Genomic DNA, 19,819 nt, shown 5'->3' with positions numbered 1-19,819 from the left:
AACTCAGTGAAAACTCGAGTTGTGAAATAATTTAGGGTGCCGCCTGCAAACTGTAGTAAACCGTTAAACAACTCAAAGTGGGAACTTACAAAAAGTAGATTTAGCACTTTAGGTGAATATTCGGTCTCATTATGTGGTCACAAGCAAGGCTTTTAAGCTGAAAGTCTCAGCTTTAACTAATAACCTTTTATAAAGTCGACTTGATGTTTTAGCGGGTACTGTTGTCGCCACAAACGATAGTTATCAGCGAAGACCTCGACCACTTGCTCAGGGAAACTTGGTGCAGCGATATGCGGGGTGATTATGGCATTAGGACATTGCCAAATGGGGTGCTCACTGCTTAATGGTTCTTGATTAAAGACATCAAGTACCGCATGTTGTTTGGGTTGTTGTTTGAGCTGTTTTGCAAGAGCATCAAGGTCAAGCACATTGCCCCTTCCTAAGTTAAAGAGCACAGATTCTGGAGGTAGCAGGTCTAGCATGTCGGCATTTAGTAAATTCTCTGTATCGAGCGTGCTAGGTAAGATGCTCGCTATTGCTTGTGCCTTGGGTAAATAAGTTGCAAGCTGCTCAATAGTATCAATATGATCAAAATAGGGTTTACTGACGGCACTTTTACTTAAGCCTGTTACTGTCATTCCAAAATGTTTGGCTGTTTGTGCAATATGCTGCGCAATGGAGCCAGTGCCTAATAACAGTAAATGTTGACCCTGTAAGGTTCGGAAATTACCTGGAGCCCATTGTTGTTGTTGCTGTTGTTGTTTATATTTTGCATGTTCACGCTGATGAGCTAATAGGTAGCCAAATAAATACTCGCTCATTAGCGGTCCGAAAATACCTTTAATGTTTGTGAGAGCATAATCGCGGCGTTGCCTTGAGCCAGTAAGCTTATCAACGCCAGCAAAAGTCGATTGCATCCACTTGAGTTCAGAACCTAAATTGAGTAATGGGGCTGCCAGTTGAGGCTCAGCAAACCAGATATCGGCTTCACAAATACTGCTTGGATCATCTCCTAGAATGGTTAACTCAGGTAATTGGCAATGCGACAGCAGTTGACGGTATTTATCATTGTCTTGAGTTAGCAGTAGAAGTTTGTGTGCCATATGGTTTCCCAGTACGTTTTTATTGACATAAATTGAGGTTGTTTAATGAATCAAATCATAGCATTTCTAGCTAAAATTGGTGCAATGCTTCACCCTTGGATGAGTGAAATTGCCACTGCACTTGTGGCGTGCGCGATTGTTATATTTGCGACCGACATCAACCGTATATTACGAAAATCGTTAGCCGGCAGTGGCTTTTTTGTTCGCACGAGTGCATTTGTTATGATCAATGCTTTTGGCTACGGTTTGGCTATTGTTAGTATTAGTCCTTGGCTCGCAGGCCAACTCCGTAGCATGCCTTCGCAATGGATGCTGTTACTGGTCATAGGTATCTTTTTCGCCATTGGTGCTTGGGCGCAACGAAATAGGCAAGTGTGAGCCTTAACTCTAAATACTAATCCCTAAACCCTAAACCCTAAATAAGCACTCATAACCCATGCGCTAACTTATCCAAACCAATGTTGATGATCTTCATTAGCATTTTGACTCAAAAGTGCATCTGCGGCTTTATCGGGAAAGTTGCTGAAAATGCCATCAACGCCTAAGGCTTTTAAGGCCTGGATGTCTTCAGGGACATCAACCGTGTATACATATATTTTAGCCCCTCGTTGATGTGCATCTTTCACCATTTCATGAGTAACAAAATGAATATCCACATGAATGGAGTAGGCGCCTAACTGTGTAACGGATTCCGCATAATTGAGCGGGACACCAGAGAGAATTGGGGCGACTCTTGCCTCTGGAAAATGTTGTTTAACTTGCGCTAAGTACGGTTGATTGAACGATGAAATGAGTAATTGCGCTTGAGTAAAGTTTAACTGGCTAATAAGTGCAGGGTACATTTCAATTACTGGCATAGCGGTGTGATAGCCTTTAAGCTCGATATTGACGATACATCGACCATTTATCAGGCTCATTACTTGCCAAAATGTCGGAATTGAATGTTGCTTTATCTTGGCTTTATTGATGGCATCTTTGCGACTTAGATGAACTAAACCTTTGCCGGAAGTTTTGTTTTCAAGGCGTCTATCATGAAAAACATAAAGCTCACCTTCAACGTTATATACGTCTAATTCAATGGCTTGCACATTTAGTTGTAATGCTTTTTCCATTGCTGCTAAGGTGTTTTCTACTTCATAACCGCTAGCGCCGCGGTGGGCAAAAATTAGCATTGAGTTAACCTTTAATTATCTGATTAATATCACGAGGTTGGCCATTATTGATATGGATTTCCATCTGTGGATACGCCAACTCTACTTGGTTTTCTTTTAGCTTCTTACAAATGCGTTTATGCAGACTGTGTCGAAGAGGCCAGCGATCATTCATGTCCTTAGCATAAGATCTGACTTCATAATCTTGGGTGTGTTGGCCGAATCCCGCAAACCAGACTTCAGGCTCAGGGAAGCTAAGGGACAATTCTGACTCACGTACCGCTTGATGTAATAACGCTTCAACCTTTGATGGATCGGCGTCTCGCTGTACTGACACACTGACGATTACACGGGTTATAGGATCTGAAAGTGACCAATTGACTAATTGCTCTGTGATAAATGCCTTATTGGGCACAATAATTTCTTTTCTATCCCAGTCAACAATAGTGGTAGCACGTATTTCAATTTTACTGACGGTACCGGTTAAGTCACGAATCGTAACGGTATCGCCAATTCGGATTGGTTTTTCAAATAAAATAATTAAGCCAGAAATAAAGTTGGCAAAAATCTCTTGTAATCCGAAGCCTAAACCAACCGATAATGCCGCGACAAGCCATTGTAGTTTTGACCATTCAACACCGATGGTAGAAAAACCAACCAGAAGGCCAATAAACACCACAAGGTAGCTGCTGACAGTGGTGATTGCAAAGCCAGTGCCTGGTGTTAACTCTAAACGCTGCAGAATCGTTAGCTCTAATAAGCCGGGCAGGTTTTTGGCTATCATGGCCGAAAAACCAACAATAATGAACGAGAAGAATATTGACTTCAGTGTAATGGGGACTTGTTGTTCAATGCCATTGACTACGGAATGAGTATTCCACAGTGTTATCCCATCTAAGAATGAAAATAATGCAGTATGAGTTTGTGAAATTAAGCCTAATAGGCTGCCAAAAAATGCCAAAATTAATAATGAACGAACCAAGCCTAAGGACTGGCTTGCAATGGTTTCTAAGTCAACAATTGGCTCTTCGTAATTTTCATTAGCGTCTGCTGCATGATTGAGTTCACCACGTTCTCGTTGGGCAAGACGCTCAGCACGTCGAGCTTTAGCACGGTCAAAAGCAATTAATCGACGCTCAATTAACATCCAGCGTTTGATTAATTGATAAAGCAGTAAAAATCCAAGTCCTAACAGCAATGACAACTGCACTTGCAGTAACACTTGGAACGCACTGAAGTAATAACCAACGGTAGCTAGCACCACACATCCGCAAGGCACGATAATTAAAAATGCCCACATGAGCTTATTTAGCAGCTTCATGTTTTTACCGTCATTTGCGCTTTCACGATAGTCAGTGATAAATGCGTACAAGTCTCGGTAGAGCACCAATAACGTAATGGTAAAGAGTAAAAAGGCGCCGCGACCAATGCTATTGCGGATTAACGAAGTATCAATGGCCTCAGTAAAGCCCATAATGCCGATAAGTGGCCAGCTGATAAGAATAAAGCGTAAGACTTTTTCTTGCATACGCCTGACAAGGGGTTGTGGTCGTCTAAAGTGACTGATCATAATCCCGTTATCTAATGACAATAGGGCGAAAAAACGATAGACCCAGTAACTACAACCGATAGACAGTACACCAACACCAATGGCGTGGACAAAGTTTAACTCTGAAGAGAATAAAATAAGGCCTGCAAGCAATAAAGGCAGCGGCTTTAATAATGAATAAACTAAAGATAAAACTAATGTTTTAGCGGTATAGATAAACTTATCTTGAGTTACATTACCGACATATTGTCCATAGCGTTCCATTGTTTGGTTAAACTTTGGGGTTAGTAAATCTTGAGCCATTAGACATAAGATCAAGATGATGACCCACCACGCCCAGTAAATATTTTGCGATTGCCAAGCCTGTTTTAACTTTTCTCTTTGTTGTGCTTGTGTCATCCACACCGTGGCATTTTTTAAATCAATCAGCCATAAACCACTAATACCTGCCGCATTAGGTACCCAAAATAAATGTTCATTTAGGGTGTTTTTAAGCTCTAAATATATTTGGTTGAGCTGCTCATAACTATTTCGCAGTTTAGCTTGTTCATTTAGGTAAACATCATAATTTTGTACCAGTTCTTCTATTAAACTTTGCTGTGATTCCAATAGCTTAATTTGGGTGTTATTTAAAAAGTCTTGATTAATGAGCTGCTGTTTGTTTAAGGCTTTTTGCTGCTCAGCTTGATAACGCTTTAGTCTAGAGTCTGCGACTTCGGCCAGCAAGGCATCTTGACTCGGAGGTTTTGGGAGTGATTGCAACATTTGCAAAAAGCGGTCACCAAAGGCGGAATTCGTTTCAACCCACGTAATTTGCTCTTCGACATTGGCGAGCTGTAATGCATGGGTTTGGTATTGTCTTTCGGTTTTTTCTTGCAAGCTAATAACCGCGCTTATGCTATCTGTGATACGGATAAGCTCCTGAGCATATTGCTGGTTTTTATTACTGATTTCTTGCGAAACAACATCAGCAAGCTGCTGTTCATCGATGATGTTATTTGCAATGGTATTTGCTGCTTGTTGTTGGCGGTGACGACTATTTTGTTTATTGAGCGCTTCAATCAGTTTTTCTTGCTGAGCATGCTCAATGCGCAGTAACTGCAGTTGCAATTGCGCGATTTGCTTTTGTTTAGGGCTGCTTGCATGCTCGGCTGATAAAGTTGCTATGTGTTGTTCTAATAATTGACCTTGCAACACATGTAATTGACCTAATGGGGTATCAACTGGTGCTAATTGAGTGCGCTTGAATTGATTAAGCGCATCTTTAGCCTGACGAATTAAGCTAGGTAATTGTTGCTGTCTTTTACTTAAGCTGAGTAATTGTTTACTGAGTTCATTTTCGGATTGTTTTTGCTCAGACAAATGATAATAAGCCATCGATGCTTGCTGGCTAATGTCAATTTTACTATCAACGAATACTTCGGGCGCTGGTTGAATGATTTGAGCAGTTAATTGCTCAAGGGTTGTCTCACTATTTTGTTCAAGTTCAAGATAGCTTTGTTCTTCATCATTCAGTTTTTCGATGCTGGCTTTAACATTATCGATTTGAGTTGGAATGTCGATGACTTGATTAGCATTATTACCCTGGGAAAAGCCCAAGCGTTTATCAAGCTGCAACGGAGAATTTGCAGAAGCAAAGAAAGTACAAAAGCAAAGTAGAAAAACCGCAATACGAAACATAGAAAAGAGATTGCTTGTGAGAGACTAATACAATGGTAACAAAAACCTGAGTTTACGCTTTATTTTTTTGTTATTTTGCAGAGTTTCGAAGATTGCTGTGAGCAAGATAATCATTCCGCCAATCACTGTATTGATATTCACTTGTTCATTGAGCAATATGATGGCTAACAAGGTGCCATAAAAGGGCTGTAGGCATGAGACTAGCCCAGCAGTTTTAGCACTTAGACTTCGCAGTGATGATGCAAATAATGCGTGTGGGGCAGCAGTAAAAAACACCCCTAGGACGACAATAGATAACCAAATATCTGCACTAATTGATGTGATATCGGTTTCTAACCATGGTGCAAGTATAATGACGGCAATCAAGGTTTGATAAAACATGGCTTGGGGGCCGCTATAGCGAGAGAAATATTGTTTATGGCAAATATTACGAGCTGTAAACAAGGCAGCAGAGATAATCCCTAAAGTAATACCGAAGGTAACATCGTTTTCTAAATTGGGCTCTGGTATAAGCATGATTACGCCAGTTAAAACAGCGATGCCAGAGAGAACATCAACCTTACGTAATCTACTTTGACTAAAAATTGGCTCGACAAGGACTGTCATCACCGGATAGGTGAAAAAAGCAATCATCCCGATTGAGACGGAAGCTAGCTGCATTGAGGCAAAATAAGTGACCCAGTGTAGGCTAACTAATACGCCAAGCCCTAAGGCAATAAAATAATCCTGAATATGTGAAAGCAACAAACGTTGTTGGTTAACTTTTACAATCGCAGCCAATACAAAAAAAGCGATGGCGCAGCGAAGCACGGTAATATCGAGGGCACTTAAAGGAATGATTTTAGAAAATAACGCCGTGCCACCAAAAAGTAACACGGCTATATGCAACTGCATGAGTCCGCTTTGAGTTGAATGAGCGGTCATTGATGTTCCACTCATTTCGGGGCCTTTTACAGTCACTATGTGCTGATTCGCTTACTTGAGGTGTGCGAAAGCTTGTCCCATACGGGTTGTTTCGGTTGGCTCAACACCTTCAGCAAAGGTATCAATGGCATCTTGACCAAACAACATGACTACAGTTGAACCTAATTTGAAGCGACCCATTTCAGCACCTTTTTCAAGTGTTAATGATTCTGGTCCTTCAGTTGGGTAATCCCATGTAAATACTTGCTTGCCGCATGGTGGGGTAACAGTACCTGCCCAAATGGTTTCAATACTGGCCACAATTGTTGCGCCTACTAGCACCATTGCTAATGGACCTACTTCAGTTTCAAAAATAGCGACGACACGTTCGTTGCGAGCAAACAGCCCAGGTACATTTTGCGCTGTTAATGGGTTTACTGAAAACAACTCACCAGGAATGTAAGTCATTTTAGATAAAGTGCCAGTCATTGGCATATGGATTCGGTGGTAATCCTTTGGTGCAAGGTAAATCGTCGCAAAGTCACCACCAGTAAAACGTTCAGCGTCTTTTTGCTGACCACCTAATAGAGCAAGTGTGGTGTAATCATGGTTTTTAGCTTGGACAATTTTTCCTGCTTCAATTGGACCACATTGACTTACGGCACCGTCTACAGGATGCGCGATGATTTTGTCATCTGCAACGATTGGGCGTAAACCAGGTTTTAATGCGCGAGTGAAAAAGGCATTGAAAGTTTTGTATGCTTCAGGCTCACTTTCTGCAGCTTCTGACATATCAATCTTATATTGTTTGATAAACCATTTGATACCAGCGGTGGTAATTGCTCCCGCTTCAGCGGCTGCAAGTTTACCCACTAAACGTGATAGTAAATGTTTAGGTAAGATATATTGCAAAGCAATTTTAACAGAATCCAATTGAATACCCTTATTAGTTAGTTTTATCTTGAGTGTAAATAGTCATTTTCAGCAATACTGAATTAAAGATCGTCCGCTCTAAAGTGTCTGGCGTGACGTTGCTCGTCAAGGCTAGCAATGATTCGGTGATAGTTATTAAACCTATCTTCGGTTATTTTCCCATCTGCTAAGGCGGCTTGCAAGGCGCAGCCGGGATCATTACCGTGTTTACAATCGCGAAACTTGCAAGTACCGATAAAATCTCTGAATTCAACAAAGCACCAGCCAACACGTGGAGCAGGCAAGTGCCACAAGGCAAATTCACGTACACCGGGTGAGTCGATTAAGTCTCCACCACTTTCGAAATGTAATAATTTTGCGGTAGTAGTAGTGTGTTGACCAAGGCCGGAATTGTCTGAAACATCACCTACTTGTAGATCAGCATCTGGCATCAAGGCATTAATAAGGGATGATTTCCCTACACCTGATTGACCAGCAAACACACTGATTTTATCAGACAGAAGGGATTTAATTTGCTCGACCCCTTCACCTGTATGGCTGCTCACCATGTAGACTGGATAACCAATTTGCCGATATCGATCAAGAGCCAGTTCGACTTCTTCTCGGTTATCATCATTTAATAAATCCATTTTATTAAGAATGATGACAGGTGGAATTTCAGTGTCTTCTGCGGCAACTAAATAGCGGTCGATAATTTGAGTCGTAAAACTCGGCAATATTGAAGAAACAATCAGTATTTGATCAATGTTGGCCGCGATGATTTTTACGCCGTCATATAAATCTGGGCGAGTTAATGAAGATGTGCGCGGATGAACCGCTTCTACAATGCCACCAATACCACGATCGGTTTCTGTCGCAAGACGCACCAGTACCTTGTCACCTGTCACTAGACTGGTGATGTTTCGGCGAAGGTTACAACGGGCGACGATGCCATCTTCAGTTTCAATATCTGCATGTTGACCAAAACGGGAAATTACGATTCCCTGCTGTTCTGGCCCAAGTAGACTATCCTGTAAATCATTAGCCGTATCAGGTTTGTCTTTACGCTTAAGGCGTTTACTTTGATTGTCGCGCATTCGGCGCTTTTGACTTTGGCTTAGCGGTTTCTTTTTACTCACAGGCGAATCTTCATTAATTAGGTGTTTTTTTGTCGTATAAAAAAACAGTATGATACACCCTCTTTAATAAAAAAGCCTGAATTTAGGGCTTTTGACGGAATAAGGCAGATATTATGGCTGTAAACTCGAGTAATCTGATTTGGGTTGATTTAGAAATGACGGGTTTAGAGCCCAGTGTCGATCGAATTATTGAAATTGCGACGATAGTGACAGATCAAGAATTGAATATAATTGCTCAAGGCCCAGTGATGGCAGTTCATCAATCTGATGACGTGCTTAATGGCATGGATGATTGGAATCAAAAGCATCATGGTGAATCCGGATTGATTGAACGTGTTAAAAACAGTCAATATTCTGAAGAAGATGTAATTAAAGCCACGATTGAGTTTTTAGAGCAATATGTTCCGAAAGGCGCGTCGCCTATGTGTGGTAACAGCATTGGTCAAGATCGCCGTTTCTTAAATAAATACATGCCTGAATTAGAGGATTTCTTCCATTATCGCAATATCGATGTGAGCACAATTAAAGAGCTGACTAATCGTTGGAAGCCTGAAGTAATGAAAGGCTTTAGTAAGAAGAATACCCATCAAGCATTGGAAGATATCAAGGAATCCATTGCTGAATTGCAGTTTTATCGCCAAGAAGTATTTAAAATTTAAGCAAACGAACTTTTTTTAAATTAGGGGTTGCAGTGTAGTGAATATTACATATAATGCGGCCTCAACTTTTTACAGCAAGATTCATTGCTGAATGAAGTTGAAGATTGAAAATTGCAGCACCAAGATGCGACATTAGCTCAGTTGGTAGAGCGATACCTTGCCAAGGTATAGGTCATCAGTTCGAACCTGATATGTCGCTCCAATTTTCAATATAAAATTTGAAATGCGATATAAGCTCAGTTGGCTTTGGTTTAAACGATACCTTGCCAAATGTGTTGATAACGCAACAAGATGCGACATTAGCTCAGTTGGTAGAGCGATACCTTGCCAAGGTATAGGTCATCAGTTCGAACCTGATATGTCGCTCCAAATTTTAAAAATTGAAATATAGATGCGACATTAGCTCAGTTGGCTCTGGCTCAAACGATACCTTGCCAAATGTGTTGATAACGTAACAAGATGCGACATTAGCTCAGTTGGTAGAGCGATACCTTGCCAAGGTATAGGTCATCAGTTCGAACCTGATATGTCGCTCCAATTTCAATAGCAAGTTTTGTAAGGCGACATTAGCTCAGTTGGTAGAGCGATACCTTGCCAAGGTATAGGTCATCAGTTCGAACCTGATATGTCGCTCCAAACTTCCTCCATCTGTGTATTTCAAGCAATTTATTCCAAGTAAAGTTTCCAAGCACAATGTCCAAATAAAAATAGCTCAGTTGCGCTTTTAGCGTAGTGGTACCTTCTTGTTGCCAAGGTATAGGTTATCAGTTCGAACCACTCTTTTTGAAAACATTAAGTCGCTCCAAACTTTCCCCATCTGTATACTCAAAGCAATCTATTCCAAGCAATATATTCTAGGTAAAATTTCCAAGCACAATGTCCAAATAAAAATAGCTCAGTTGCGCTTTTAGCGTAGTGATACCTTCTTGTTGCCAAGGTATAGGTCATCAGTTCGAACCACTCTTTTTGAAAACATTAGGTCGCTCCAAACTTCCCCCATCTGTGTATTCCAAGCTATCTATTCCAGGTAAAGTTTCCAAGTAAAATGTCCAAATAGAAAATAGCTCAGTTGAGCTTTTAGCGTAGTGATACCTTCTTGTTGCCAAGGTATAGGTCATCAGTTCGAACCACTCCTTTTGAAAACTTAGGTCGCTCCAAACTTCCCTCATCTGTATATTTCAAGCAATCTATTCCAAGCTATCTATTCTAGGTAAAGTTTCCAAGCACAATGTTCAAATAAAAATAGCTCTGTTGCGCTTTTAGCATAGAGATACCTTTTTTGTTGCCAAGGTATAGGTCATCAGTTCGAACCACTCCTTTTGAAAACATTAAGTCGCGCCAAAATTTCGCTTCTTAAAAATTCCAGTGCTTATCTACAAACAAAAATGAATTAATGCTTTAACCTGTAAAGTGATCGGTATTTGATTGATGCAACATCAAGCTTTTTTAGACGTAAATAGCGCATTTATGCCACCTATTTGGTCACTTGTTTAATAGTGCCTCATATTTAGCAGAGACACTTTGTTTATTTGCATTGTCTAATTTACCTGTCTTTTATATGTAAAATATGAGCTTGCTCAAGTATTCCTTTTTATTTTCAACCATAATAAATACAAGCTTTTACAAATTAATTCTAAAAACTGCTGACAGAGCAGTTATGAGTGGAGTGTTTATTATGCGTATCCAACAACTAAGTGAGTTGCTTGATTTTATAGCTAAATCACGCTTAGACATGAAACAACTTTATGGCCAATTGCATCGTAATGCAGACTCGACTCGAGTGAAAATGATGTTGGAATATCTTCAGCAGCATCAACAGCATGTTCATGACAGTATTGAAAATTATATCGATGAAGCGCCAAGCCGCATGTTAGATACATGGTATAAAGATATTACATTCGAAGACTTCAAAAAACGTTGTAATGAATCATTACTACCAGCAAATATGACTGAAGATGATGTGTTGGAGCTTCATTTAGATCTTGAAAACCGTCTAATCGCATTATTGGAAAAAACAGCAAATAGCACTGCCGTAACCGAAATTAAAGAAGCTTTACTTGATTTGGTTAGAGTTGAGCAAACTCAGCAAAAAAGATTAGTGCATAGTGCTTTGCGAATGGATGATATCTAACAGTTATTTTTCCCATTTCGATTTTATGTTAATATTTTTAAATAGAGCCAGCTAGCAAGCTGGCTTTACTATTTTCAGCGGTTTACATTGCGTCAATTAATCACGGAGTGCATTATTCTGATTAAGATGACATTTTTATATGATTAATCCCCCAAGTGCTGGTAAGTTAACATGACTTCGATAAAAAAATCTCCCAGATGAACAAGCAACAATTGAACTAGGTTATGAGTTATCACTGTGGGTGAGTGCACCACTGGTTATCTATTTAACTGGAGATTTAGGCGCGGGTAAAACGACCTTAAGCCGTGGTTTGATTCAAAGCTTGGGGCACAAGGGCAATGTTAAAAGCCCAACTTATACACTTGTTGAACCGTATGAGTTAAAAGGGATAGATATTTTTCATTTTGACTTGTATCGATTGCTTGACCCTGAAGAGTTAGAGTTTATGGGGATTCGAGATTACTTTACAGAAAAAAGCCTGAGTCTTATTGAATGGCCAGATAGAGGCCATGGTTTGTTACCTGATGCAGATATTAGTATTCATTTGAGTTATCAAGGTGAACAGAGACAGGTTGAGTTAAACGGGTTGACACCTGCTGGGCAGCAAGTTGTCGCTAAATTAAAATAATAATGATTTGAGAAAAATGACGCGATTTTTTAGTTTTGTATTGCTATTTGGCTTCTCGTTAATTGTAGAAGCAGCGAATAAATTAGATAGTATTAGAGTGTGGGATGCACCAGACTCTACTCGAGTGGTATTGGATTTATCCCAAGCACCTGATTACAGTTATTTTTCATTGTCTAATCCTCAGCGCTTAGTGATTGATTTAAAGCAAGCCTCTACCAAGGTTAAGTTTGATGATATTGCTAAAAACAGCAAATTGATTAATAAAGTCCGTTTAAGTAAGCCTCCTAAAGCTGGTACATTACGCTTAGTCCTCGAATTGGCATCTCCTGTTAAAGCTAATTTGTTTTCGCTGACGCCAACTGCGCCATATGGAAATCGCTTGGTTGTTGATCTCGATAACTCAGCCAATAAACCCGCTGCTAAAAAACAGGTAGTTCAAACCAGTAAGCGTTCAAAAGATGTGATTGTCGCAATTGATGCGGGTCACGGTGGTGAAGATCCTGGCTCAATAGGCCCTAAAGGGACTTATGAGAAAAAGGTTGTTTTAGCCATTTCTAAACGGCTTGCACGCAAAATTAATGAAACACCGGGCATGAAAGCGGTGATGACCCGCAGTGGCGATTACTTTGTTAACTTAAATCAGCGCTCAGAACTTGCGCGAAATAGCCGTGCAGACTTATTACTATCTATTCATGCAGATGCATTCACTTCACCTCAACCTAAGGGCGCCTCTGTGTGGGTTCTGTCTAAGCGACGAGCCAATACTGAAATCGGTCGGGTATTTGAGGATAAAGAAAAACATTCAGAATTATTAGGCGGTGTAGGCGATATTATTCAAAACACTGACAGTGAGCAGTATTTGGTTATGACCTTGATTGATATGTCTATGGATCATTCAATGGCTGAAAGTCACAGTATTGCGACCGATATTCTTGCTGGGTTAGGTAAAGTCACAAAGCTGCATAAAAATAAGCCTGAGTCGGCCAGTTTCGCAGTATTAAAGTCGACAGATATCCCTTCAATTTTGATTGAAACGGGCTTTATTTCAAACCCTAAAGAAGAGCGATTATTGCTTGATGGAAACCATCAACAAAAATTAGCCAACGCTATTCACAAAGGTGTGGTTAACTATTTTGAGGCTAATCCCCCTTCAGGCACCATTTTTGCCAAGCAAAGTAATGTTAAACATACCGTCAGAAGTGGCGAGTCACTTTCAGTGATTGCCCAGCGCTATAAAGTCAGTGTGGCGAGTATCAAAAAAGTAATAACTTAAAGTCCGATGTATTAAGAATTGGCCAAAAGCTGGTTATTCCGAGGGCGTAAAATGGCTATTCAAATTCTTCCTCCACAACTTGCCAACCAAATTGCTGCAGGTGAAGTGGTTGAAAGACCTGCATCAGTTGTTAAAGAGTTGGTAGAAAACAGCTTAGATGCAGGTGCAACCCGTGTTGATATCGAAATCGATAAAGGTGGCAGTAAACTCATTCGAATTCGCGATAATGGCAAAGGTATTGCCAAGGCGGAGCTTGCGTTGGCGCTTTCTCGCCACGCTACCTCAAAAGTACATTCTCTTGATGATCTAGAAGCTATTTTAAGTTTTGGGTTTCGTGGCGAGGCATTAGCCAGTATTAGCTCTGTTGCTAGACTCAGCCTAACATCTAAGCCTGCAGACCAAACCGAAGCTTGGCAAGCCAATGCGGCTGGCTCGCAAATGGATGTCAAAATTACTCCTGCAGCTCATCCAATTGGTACAACAATTGATGTCGTCGATTTATTTTTTAATACGCCAGCGAGACGGCGTTTTTTAAAGAGTGATAAAACTGAGTTTACTCATATCGATGAATGGCTGAAGCGGATTGCCATTGCGAGAACCGATGTACATTTTACCTTAACTCATAATGGTAAACTAATACGTCAGTATCGCCCTGCGAATACTGAAATACAGTATAAACAACGGTTAGGACAAATTTGTGGTCGCTGTTTTGCTGAACATGCCTTGCACTTGGCTTGTGAACATGACGGTTTGAGTTTAAGCGGATATTTACAAGCGCCAAGTGATACACAGGTGACCGATAGCTTTTATTTTTATGTGAATGGCCGATTGGTACGTGATCGCTTAGTAAATCATGCAGTCAAACAAGCTTTTGGACGTTTTGATATTCAGCATCAACCTGGTTATGTATTGATGCTTGAGATTGATCCTCATCAAGTCGATGTGAATGTGCATCCTGCAAAACATGAGGTGAGATTTCATCAAAGTCGGTTGGTTCATGACTTTATCTTGCAAGCTTTACAATCTGTGCTGCAGCAAATTACAGAATTACAATTGTCACATGAAAGCAATGATCGAAATAACGATAATCGCATTCATAGTAGCGACACCGCTTTTACTCATGTTGATGGCATTCATTCATTACCGGTCAATCAAGTGTCGTCATCAAAGCCTGTTCAGCAACACACAGGTTCTCAGGCAAGTTCGTATTTGTCAGAAATAGAGCAGCAACAATCAGCTGTTCAGCATCAACCTCGAGAGCAAAGTCGAAGTCAATATGGCAGTGTCTCAGTACCAGCTCAAGGCTATCAAAATAGTGGCGGGCAATATGGCGGTGGTGGTTCAAAAGCAGTCGATTCAGCGGAGATAACCCCAACAGCAATTGCTAACTATGGTCAATTACTGCAAACAGAACATGAAAATAGCTCATTAACACAAATTAATGAAGTTAATATTTCAGCGGTTTCTACCATGCCTCAGCTACTTGATGGCCGTTATTGGGTCGTGGTAAAAGAACAGGAATTATTATTGGTCGATATAGTCCAAGTTTCTGTTATTGTTGCTAAAAATGAAATATTCAAAAAGTTGAAAACCGGGTTGGTAGGGCAACCTTTACTCATGCCTGTGTCAATTCAAGCTGATGTAGATTGGAAAGAGTTACTTGTTGAGCGAGATATCTTACTAAGAAAACTGGGTTTAACCCTTTCAATTCGCTACCAACAGTTGATAATTAAGAATGTGCCCCCATATCTAAGAGATAGCCAGTTAGCCGTATTAATCCCAGAATTACTTCAATGGATTAAAGCTGATACGCCTACCGACGAAGCGTTAGCGTTATGGATTGCTCAGCATCAAAAGTCAGCTTTTCTTTCTGCATCGCAATTATGGCAACAGTATTGTCAGTTAAGTGATGAACAACAAGCTGCGTTATTATCAACAGCACAATCTTTACCGTGGCAAACTTGGCTAGAAGAGAATAAAAGTGAACCAAGCTAAACAACCCAAAGTATTGTTTTTAATGGGGCCAACAGCCTCAGGCAAAACCGCTTTAGCCATAGAGATGGCGCAGCACCATAACTGTGAAATTATCTCAGTTGATTCTGCGTTGATTTATCGGCAGATGGATATTGGTTCTGCAAAACCTGATGCCGATGAACTTGCATTAGCACCACATCGTCTTATCGACATTTTAGACCCGAGTGAGTCCTATTCGGCTGCCGACTTTAGACGTGATGCACTGCACGAGATTGAACAGATCATTGCCCGTGGTAAAACCCCATTATTGGTGGGCGGAACAATGATGTACTTTAAAGCACTACTTGAAGGTTTATCTCCTTTACCTGCTGCTGATGAAGCGATTAGAGCACAAATCTTAGCCGAGGCCGAAACCCATGGTTGGGATTTATTACATCAACAGTTATGTGATATTGACCCTGTGGCTGGTGAGCGTATTCACCCTAATGATCCACAACGATTATCTCGTGCTTTAGAGGTTTACAGAATAACAGGTAAAACCATGACTGAGTTGAGTGCAACTAAGTCACCGGCTTTACCTTATGATGTGGTGCAATTCGCTATTGCACCACTTGATAGAAAAGTATTACATGAATTAATCGCAAAACGATTTAAACTAATGATGCAACAAGGGTTTATTGAAGAAGTTCAGCGATTAAAAGAGCGAGGCGATTTACATTTAGACATGCCATCCATGCGCTGTGTCGGATATCGACAATGCTGGCAATATTTAGACGGTGAATTTGATCGTGATACTTTGGTAGAAAAAGCCACTGCTGCCACTAGGCAATTGGCGAAACGTCAATTAACATGGTTGAGAAGCTGGCCAGATTTACATTGGCTCGAAAGTGGTGCCAAAGGAAATTTAGTTACACTTATACAACATTCAGGCTAGATTAATCGCTGCTGCTGTATAATACTCAAACTAAACAATAAAACATTATTCAAAAAATTTGTTTTGAAAATATAAAAAAGGAAATTGAAATGGCTAAGGGGCAATCTTTACAAGACCCATTTTTGAACGCTTTGCGTCGTGAACGTGTACCAGTCTCAATCTACTTAGTGAATGGTATTAAGTTGCAAGGACAAGTTGAGTCATTCGACCAATTCGTTATTTTGCTAAAAAATACAGTGAGCCAAATGGTTTACAAGCACGCTATTTCAACTGTTGTACCAGCTCGTCCATTCAATGTGGCGACTCAAGGTACTCAAGCTGGTTATACTCAGCACGATGAAGCGCCTGCATCAGAATAATATTTAAGGAGTTTGCTACTTGTTTGATCGCTATGAAGCGGGTGAAACCGCGGTGCTTGTTCACATTGACTTTTCTGATGACGACCGCAGAGAAGACATAACCGAGTTACAATTATTAGTCGAATCAGCAGGTGCACGCTCTGTTGGTGTTATTACCGGAAGTCGACGTTCACCGGATCGAAAGTTTTTTGTTGGTACAGGTAAAGTTGAAGAGCTAGCTGCCATGGTAGCTGCTACTGAAGCGAATGTAGTGATTTTTAATCATGCTTTAAGCCCTGCACAAGAAAGAAATTTAGAACAAATATGTGAATGCCGCGTATTAGACCGGACAGCACTGATTTTAGATATTTTTGCTCAACGAGCGAGAACACACGAAGGTAAGTTGCAAGTGGAGCTAGCGCAATTGCGCCACATGTCGACACGCCTTATTCGTGGTTGGACTCACTTAGAGAGACAAAAAGGTGGTATTGGTATGAGGGGGCCGGGTGAAACCCAGCTCGAAACTGATAGACGTTTACTTCGTGGACGCATCAAGAGTATCAACCGTCGCCTTGAAAAAGTAGACAAACAGCGTGAACAAAGCCGTCGTTCCCGTAAACGCAGTGATTTATCCACTGTGTCATTGGTAGGGTATACCAATGCTGGGAAATCGACTTTGTTTAATGCGCTGACAACTTCTGAAGTTTATGCAGCAGATCAATTGTTCGCAACACTTGATCCGACTCTGCGTAAACTCGACCTGCCTGACGGTGCCGTTATCTTAGCGGATACTGTTGGGTTTATTCGTCATTTACCTCATGACTTAGTCGCAGCTTTTAAAGCCACACTGCAAGAAACTCGACAAGCTGACTTGTTATTGCATGTTGTTGATTGTGCTGATGAGAATATGACGGAAAATTTTGATCAAGTTCAAAATGTACTTGAAGAAATTGAAGCAGATACTATTCCACAGTTGGTGGTTTGTAATAAAATCGACTTACTGGAAGACTTCGTGCCTCGCATCGACTATGACGATGAGGGGATGCCTGAACGAGTTTGGGTATCTGCCCAAAAACAAATTGGATTTGAATTGCTGCTGCAGGCTGTCAACGAGCATATCGGTGAAGTCATTGTAGAGCATACATTGAAAATACCAGCTACGGCTGGGCATTATCTTGGTCAGTTTTATCGACTGGACGCGATACAGCAGAAAGAGTACGACGATCTGGGGAACTGTATTTTGTCTGTTCGTTTATCGGATGCCAATTGGCGTCGATTAACAAAACAGAGTCAAGGCGAATTAGAAACGTTTATATTTGAGACTTCACAAGAAGACTCTGATGTAAGCGTTACTTGCTAATAACATTTATTTCATCCACTTATGGAGTGCTAAATGGCTTGGAATGAGCCCGGTAACAAGGGAAAAGATAAAGACCCTTGGGGAAACAAAAACGGTAACGACAAAGGCCCACCAGATCTAGACGAAGTATTTCGTAATCTTTCTAAACGCTTTGGCGGTGGGAAAGGTGGTTCAGGTGGATCGTCAAGTCCTTCATTTAACTCAACCAGCATTATTGTTGTTTTAGTTATTGGTTTATTAGTGTGGGGCGCTTCAGGTTTTTACACCATTAAAGAAGCTGAACGTGGGGTCACCTTACGTTTCGGTCAGCATTCTGGCGAAGTTGGGCCAGGTTTACATTGGAAAGCCACGTTTATTGACGAAGTTTTCCCTGTAAATATTAAAGCTGTTCGTTCGATCCCTGCTTCTGGCAGCATGTTAACGTCTGATGAAAACTTAGTAAAAGTTGAACTAGACGTACAGTATCGTGTTGACGATGCATACTTGTATCTATTCAGTGCTGTAGACGCTAATGCTAGTTTAAGTGAAGCTACGGACAGTGCATTGCGTTATGTCATCGGTCATAACACTATGGATGACATCTTGACAACGGGTCGTGATGCAATTCGTCGTGATACTTGGGCTGAACTTGAGCGTATTCTTGAGCCGTATCAACTTGGTTTATCGATTCAAGATGTCAACTTCTTACCTGCACGTCCACCTGAAGAAGTGAAAGACGCATTTGATGATGCTATTTCTGCGCAAGAGGATGAGCAACGTTTCATTCGTGAAGCAGAAGCTTATGCACGTGAAATTGAGCCTAAAGCTCGTGGTCAAGTTGAGCGTATGGCACAGCAAGCAAGTGCTTACAAACAACGTGAAGTCCTAGAAGCTGAAGGTAAAGTAGCTCGATTTGAACAGTTGCTACCTGAATATCAAATGGCTCCAGAAGTGACTCGTAAGCGTCTATACCTAGATGCAATGCAAGAAGTCATGGTTGACACCAACAAGGTACTTATTGATACCAAGAACAATGGTAATTTGATGTATTTACCGTTAGATAAAATGATGGATAACCAAACTAAACGTACTGCGGTTGAGCCTGTTGTTGAAACACACGTTAACACACCGTCAAATAACTCGTTTAATTCATCGATGCCGCTTGATGGCCGTCCAACTCGCGAAGCTCGTTCTCGCCAAGGGAGGGACTAACTCATGGGTAGATTAGGACTTATAATACTCGTTATTATTCTTGGTATTGGTTTTTCATCTGTGATGATTGTGAACGAAGGTGAACGTGCCATTGTTTCTCGATTTGGTGAAATTCTAAAAGATAATGTCGACGGTAATTCGGTAACTCGTGTACTTAAGCCAGGACTTCACTTTAAAATCCCAGCGATTGATAAAGTTAAGTATCTTGATGCGCGTATCCAAACCTTAGATGGCGCTGCAGACCGTTTTGTGACTTCTGAAAAGAAAGATCTGATGGTTGATTCATACGTTAAATGGCGTATTAGTGACTTTGAAACTTTCTACCTATCTACTGGTGGCGGTAATAAAGTGACTGCAGAAGATCTACTTCAACGTAAAATCAATAACGATTTACGTACTGAATTTGGTCGTCGTACCATTAAAGAGATTGTTTCTGGTAAGCGTGATGAACTGCAAAATGATGCATTAGAGAATGCATCAGAAAGCTCTCGTGATCTAGGTATTGAAGTAGTTGATGTGCGAGTTAAGCAAATTAACTTACCAGCAAACGTCAGTAGCAGTATCTTCCAGCGTATGCGTGCCGAGCGACAAGCTGTTGCTAAAGAGCATCGTGCACAAGGTAAAGAGCAATCTGAAATTATTCGCGCCACAATTGATGCTGATGTAACTGTTAAAGTTGCAGAAGCTGAACGTAAAGCGTTAACTATTCGAGGTGAAGGTGATGCACTTTCTGCTAAAATTTATGCAGATGCATTCAATAAAGATCCTGAATTTTATGGTTTTTTACGTAGCCTTGAAGCTTACAAAGAAAGTTTCGCAGGCAACAGTGACGTAATGGTATTAGAACCTGATAGCGATTTCTTCAAATATATGAAATCGATTGACGGTAAATAA

16 protein-coding genes, 4 tRNA genes and 1 pseudogene are annotated in these 19,819 nt (G+C 40.8%); 15 read left to right on the top strand and 6 right to left on the bottom strand.

All coding sequences use genetic code 11. The features are described 5' to 3' along the window. Positions 1–176: 176 nt before the first annotated feature. Positions 177–1,103, bottom strand: a complete 927-nt coding sequence (locus ACGEDC_RS05300; protein ID WP_394496920.1) for a D-2-hydroxyacid dehydrogenase — start codon at positions 1,101–1,103, stop codon at positions 177–179. Positions 1,104–1,148: 45 nt separating this feature from the next. Here ACGEDC_RS05300 and ACGEDC_RS05295 point away from each other — a divergent pair, with 45 nt between their 5' ends. After that, the gene (locus tag ACGEDC_RS05295; protein ID WP_055023426.1) at positions 1,149–1,481 is read left to right on the top strand and encodes a DUF3392 domain-containing protein; all 333 of its coding nucleotides are present in this window, start codon (positions 1,149–1,151) and stop codon (positions 1,479–1,481) included. Between the two features lie 68 nt (positions 1,482–1,549). On the opposite strand, the gene ACGEDC_RS05290 is transcribed toward ACGEDC_RS05295, so the two are convergent. The 5 genes from ACGEDC_RS05290 to rsgA all read right to left on the bottom strand — a co-directional run bounded on the left by ACGEDC_RS05290 (position 1,550) and on the right by rsgA (position 8,437). After that, the gene (locus ACGEDC_RS05290) at positions 1,550–2,275 is read right to left on the bottom strand and encodes a glycerophosphodiester phosphodiesterase (RefSeq protein ID WP_394496918.1); all 726 of its coding nucleotides are present in this window, start codon (positions 2,273–2,275) and stop codon (positions 1,550–1,552) included. A gap of 4 nt (positions 2,276–2,279) precedes the next feature. Then, positions 2,280–5,483 (bottom strand): mechanosensitive ion channel domain-containing protein, encoded by a 3,204-nt coding sequence (locus ACGEDC_RS05285; RefSeq protein ID WP_394496915.1) that lies wholly within the window; start codon positions 5,481–5,483, stop codon positions 2,280–2,282. 24 nt (positions 5,484–5,507) lie between these two features. Continuing rightward, positions 5,508–6,407 (bottom strand): DMT family transporter, encoded by a 900-nt coding sequence (locus tag ACGEDC_RS05280; RefSeq protein WP_394498251.1) that lies wholly within the window; start codon positions 6,405–6,407, stop codon positions 5,508–5,510. Between the two features lie 51 nt (positions 6,408–6,458). Further along, entirely contained in the window at positions 6,459–7,319 is an 861-nt protein-coding gene (gene asd, locus ACGEDC_RS05275; RefSeq protein WP_055023423.1) for an archaetidylserine decarboxylase, read from the bottom strand. Positions 7,320–7,381: 62 nt separating this feature from the next. After that, on the bottom strand, positions 7,382–8,437 hold the full coding sequence (rsgA, locus tag ACGEDC_RS05270; RefSeq protein WP_394496912.1) for a small ribosomal subunit biogenesis GTPase RsgA: 1,056 nt from the start codon (positions 8,435–8,437) through the stop codon (positions 7,382–7,384). Between the two features lie 113 nt (positions 8,438–8,550). Here rsgA and orn point away from each other — a divergent pair, with 113 nt between their 5' ends. From orn to hflC, 14 genes and pseudogenes are all read left to right on the top strand, one after another. After that, positions 8,551–9,096: an oligoribonuclease gene (orn, locus tag ACGEDC_RS05265; RefSeq protein ID WP_055023421.1), complete on the top strand. Its 546-nt coding sequence runs from the start codon at positions 8,551–8,553 to the stop codon at positions 9,094–9,096. A gap of 126 nt (positions 9,097–9,222) precedes the next feature. After that, positions 9,223–9,298, top strand: a tRNA-Gly gene (locus tag ACGEDC_RS05260). Between the two features lie 91 nt (positions 9,299–9,389). Further along, positions 9,390–9,465 (top strand) — tRNA-Gly (locus ACGEDC_RS05255). 92 nt (positions 9,466–9,557) lie between these two features. Next, positions 9,558–9,633: transfer RNA gene (locus ACGEDC_RS05250), tRNA-Gly, on the top strand. A gap of 23 nt (positions 9,634–9,656) precedes the next feature. Next, positions 9,657–9,732: transfer RNA gene (locus ACGEDC_RS05245), tRNA-Gly, on the top strand. 1,039 nt (positions 9,733–10,771) lie between these two features. Continuing rightward, positions 10,772–11,227, top strand: coding sequence for a hypothetical protein (locus ACGEDC_RS05240; RefSeq protein WP_055024974.1), 456 nt, complete (start codon positions 10,772–10,774; stop codon positions 11,225–11,227). A 241-nt stretch (positions 11,228–11,468) separates the two neighbouring features. Next, positions 11,469–11,855: a tRNA (adenosine(37)-N6)-threonylcarbamoyltransferase complex ATPase subunit type 1 TsaE gene (gene tsaE / locus ACGEDC_RS05235; protein ID WP_394496909.1), complete on the top strand. Its 387-nt coding sequence runs from the start codon at positions 11,469–11,471 to the stop codon at positions 11,853–11,855. Positions 11,856–11,871: 16 nt separating this feature from the next. Then, a pseudogene (locus ACGEDC_RS05230) lies at positions 11,872–13,178 on the top strand (N-acetylmuramoyl-L-alanine amidase). Position 13,179: 1 nt separating this feature from the next. Next, positions 13,180–15,123 (top strand): DNA mismatch repair endonuclease MutL, encoded by a 1,944-nt coding sequence (gene mutL / locus ACGEDC_RS05225; protein ID WP_394496906.1) that lies wholly within the window; start codon positions 13,180–13,182, stop codon positions 15,121–15,123. Beyond that, a complete protein-coding gene (gene miaA, locus ACGEDC_RS05220) occupies positions 15,110–16,036 on the top strand; it encodes a tRNA (adenosine(37)-N6)-dimethylallyltransferase MiaA (RefSeq protein ID WP_082420008.1) in 927 nt (308 codons plus the stop codon). Before mutL ends, miaA begins: the two co-directional genes overlap by 14 nt. A gap of 89 nt (positions 16,037–16,125) precedes the next feature. Continuing rightward, positions 16,126–16,395, top strand: a complete 270-nt coding sequence (gene hfq, locus ACGEDC_RS05215; protein ID WP_055024962.1) for an RNA chaperone Hfq — start codon at positions 16,126–16,128, stop codon at positions 16,393–16,395. A 19-nt stretch (positions 16,396–16,414) separates the two neighbouring features. Then, complete coding sequence (hflX, locus tag ACGEDC_RS05210; protein ID WP_080916805.1) at positions 16,415–17,734, top strand: ribosome rescue GTPase HflX; 1,320 nt, start codon at positions 16,415–16,417, stop codon at positions 17,732–17,734. A 33-nt stretch (positions 17,735–17,767) separates the two neighbouring features. Continuing rightward, the gene (gene hflK, locus ACGEDC_RS05205; RefSeq protein WP_394496902.1) at positions 17,768–18,925 is read left to right on the top strand and encodes an FtsH protease activity modulator HflK; all 1,158 of its coding nucleotides are present in this window, start codon (positions 17,768–17,770) and stop codon (positions 18,923–18,925) included. 3 nt (positions 18,926–18,928) lie between these two features. After that, positions 18,929–19,819 carry a protease modulator HflC gene (gene hflC / locus ACGEDC_RS05200; RefSeq protein ID WP_055024959.1) on the top strand — a complete coding sequence of 297 codons (891 nt, stop codon included), beginning with the start codon at positions 18,929–18,931 and terminating at the stop codon, positions 19,817–19,819.

It is taken from the genome of Shewanella sp. ENK2 (genome assembly GCF_043568515.1).
Classification (GTDB): Bacteria; Pseudomonadota; Gammaproteobacteria; order Enterobacterales; family Shewanellaceae; genus Shewanella; species Shewanella japonica.
Note: the sequence above shows the minus strand (reverse complement) of the source record. Positions and strands in the feature narration are given on the sequence as shown.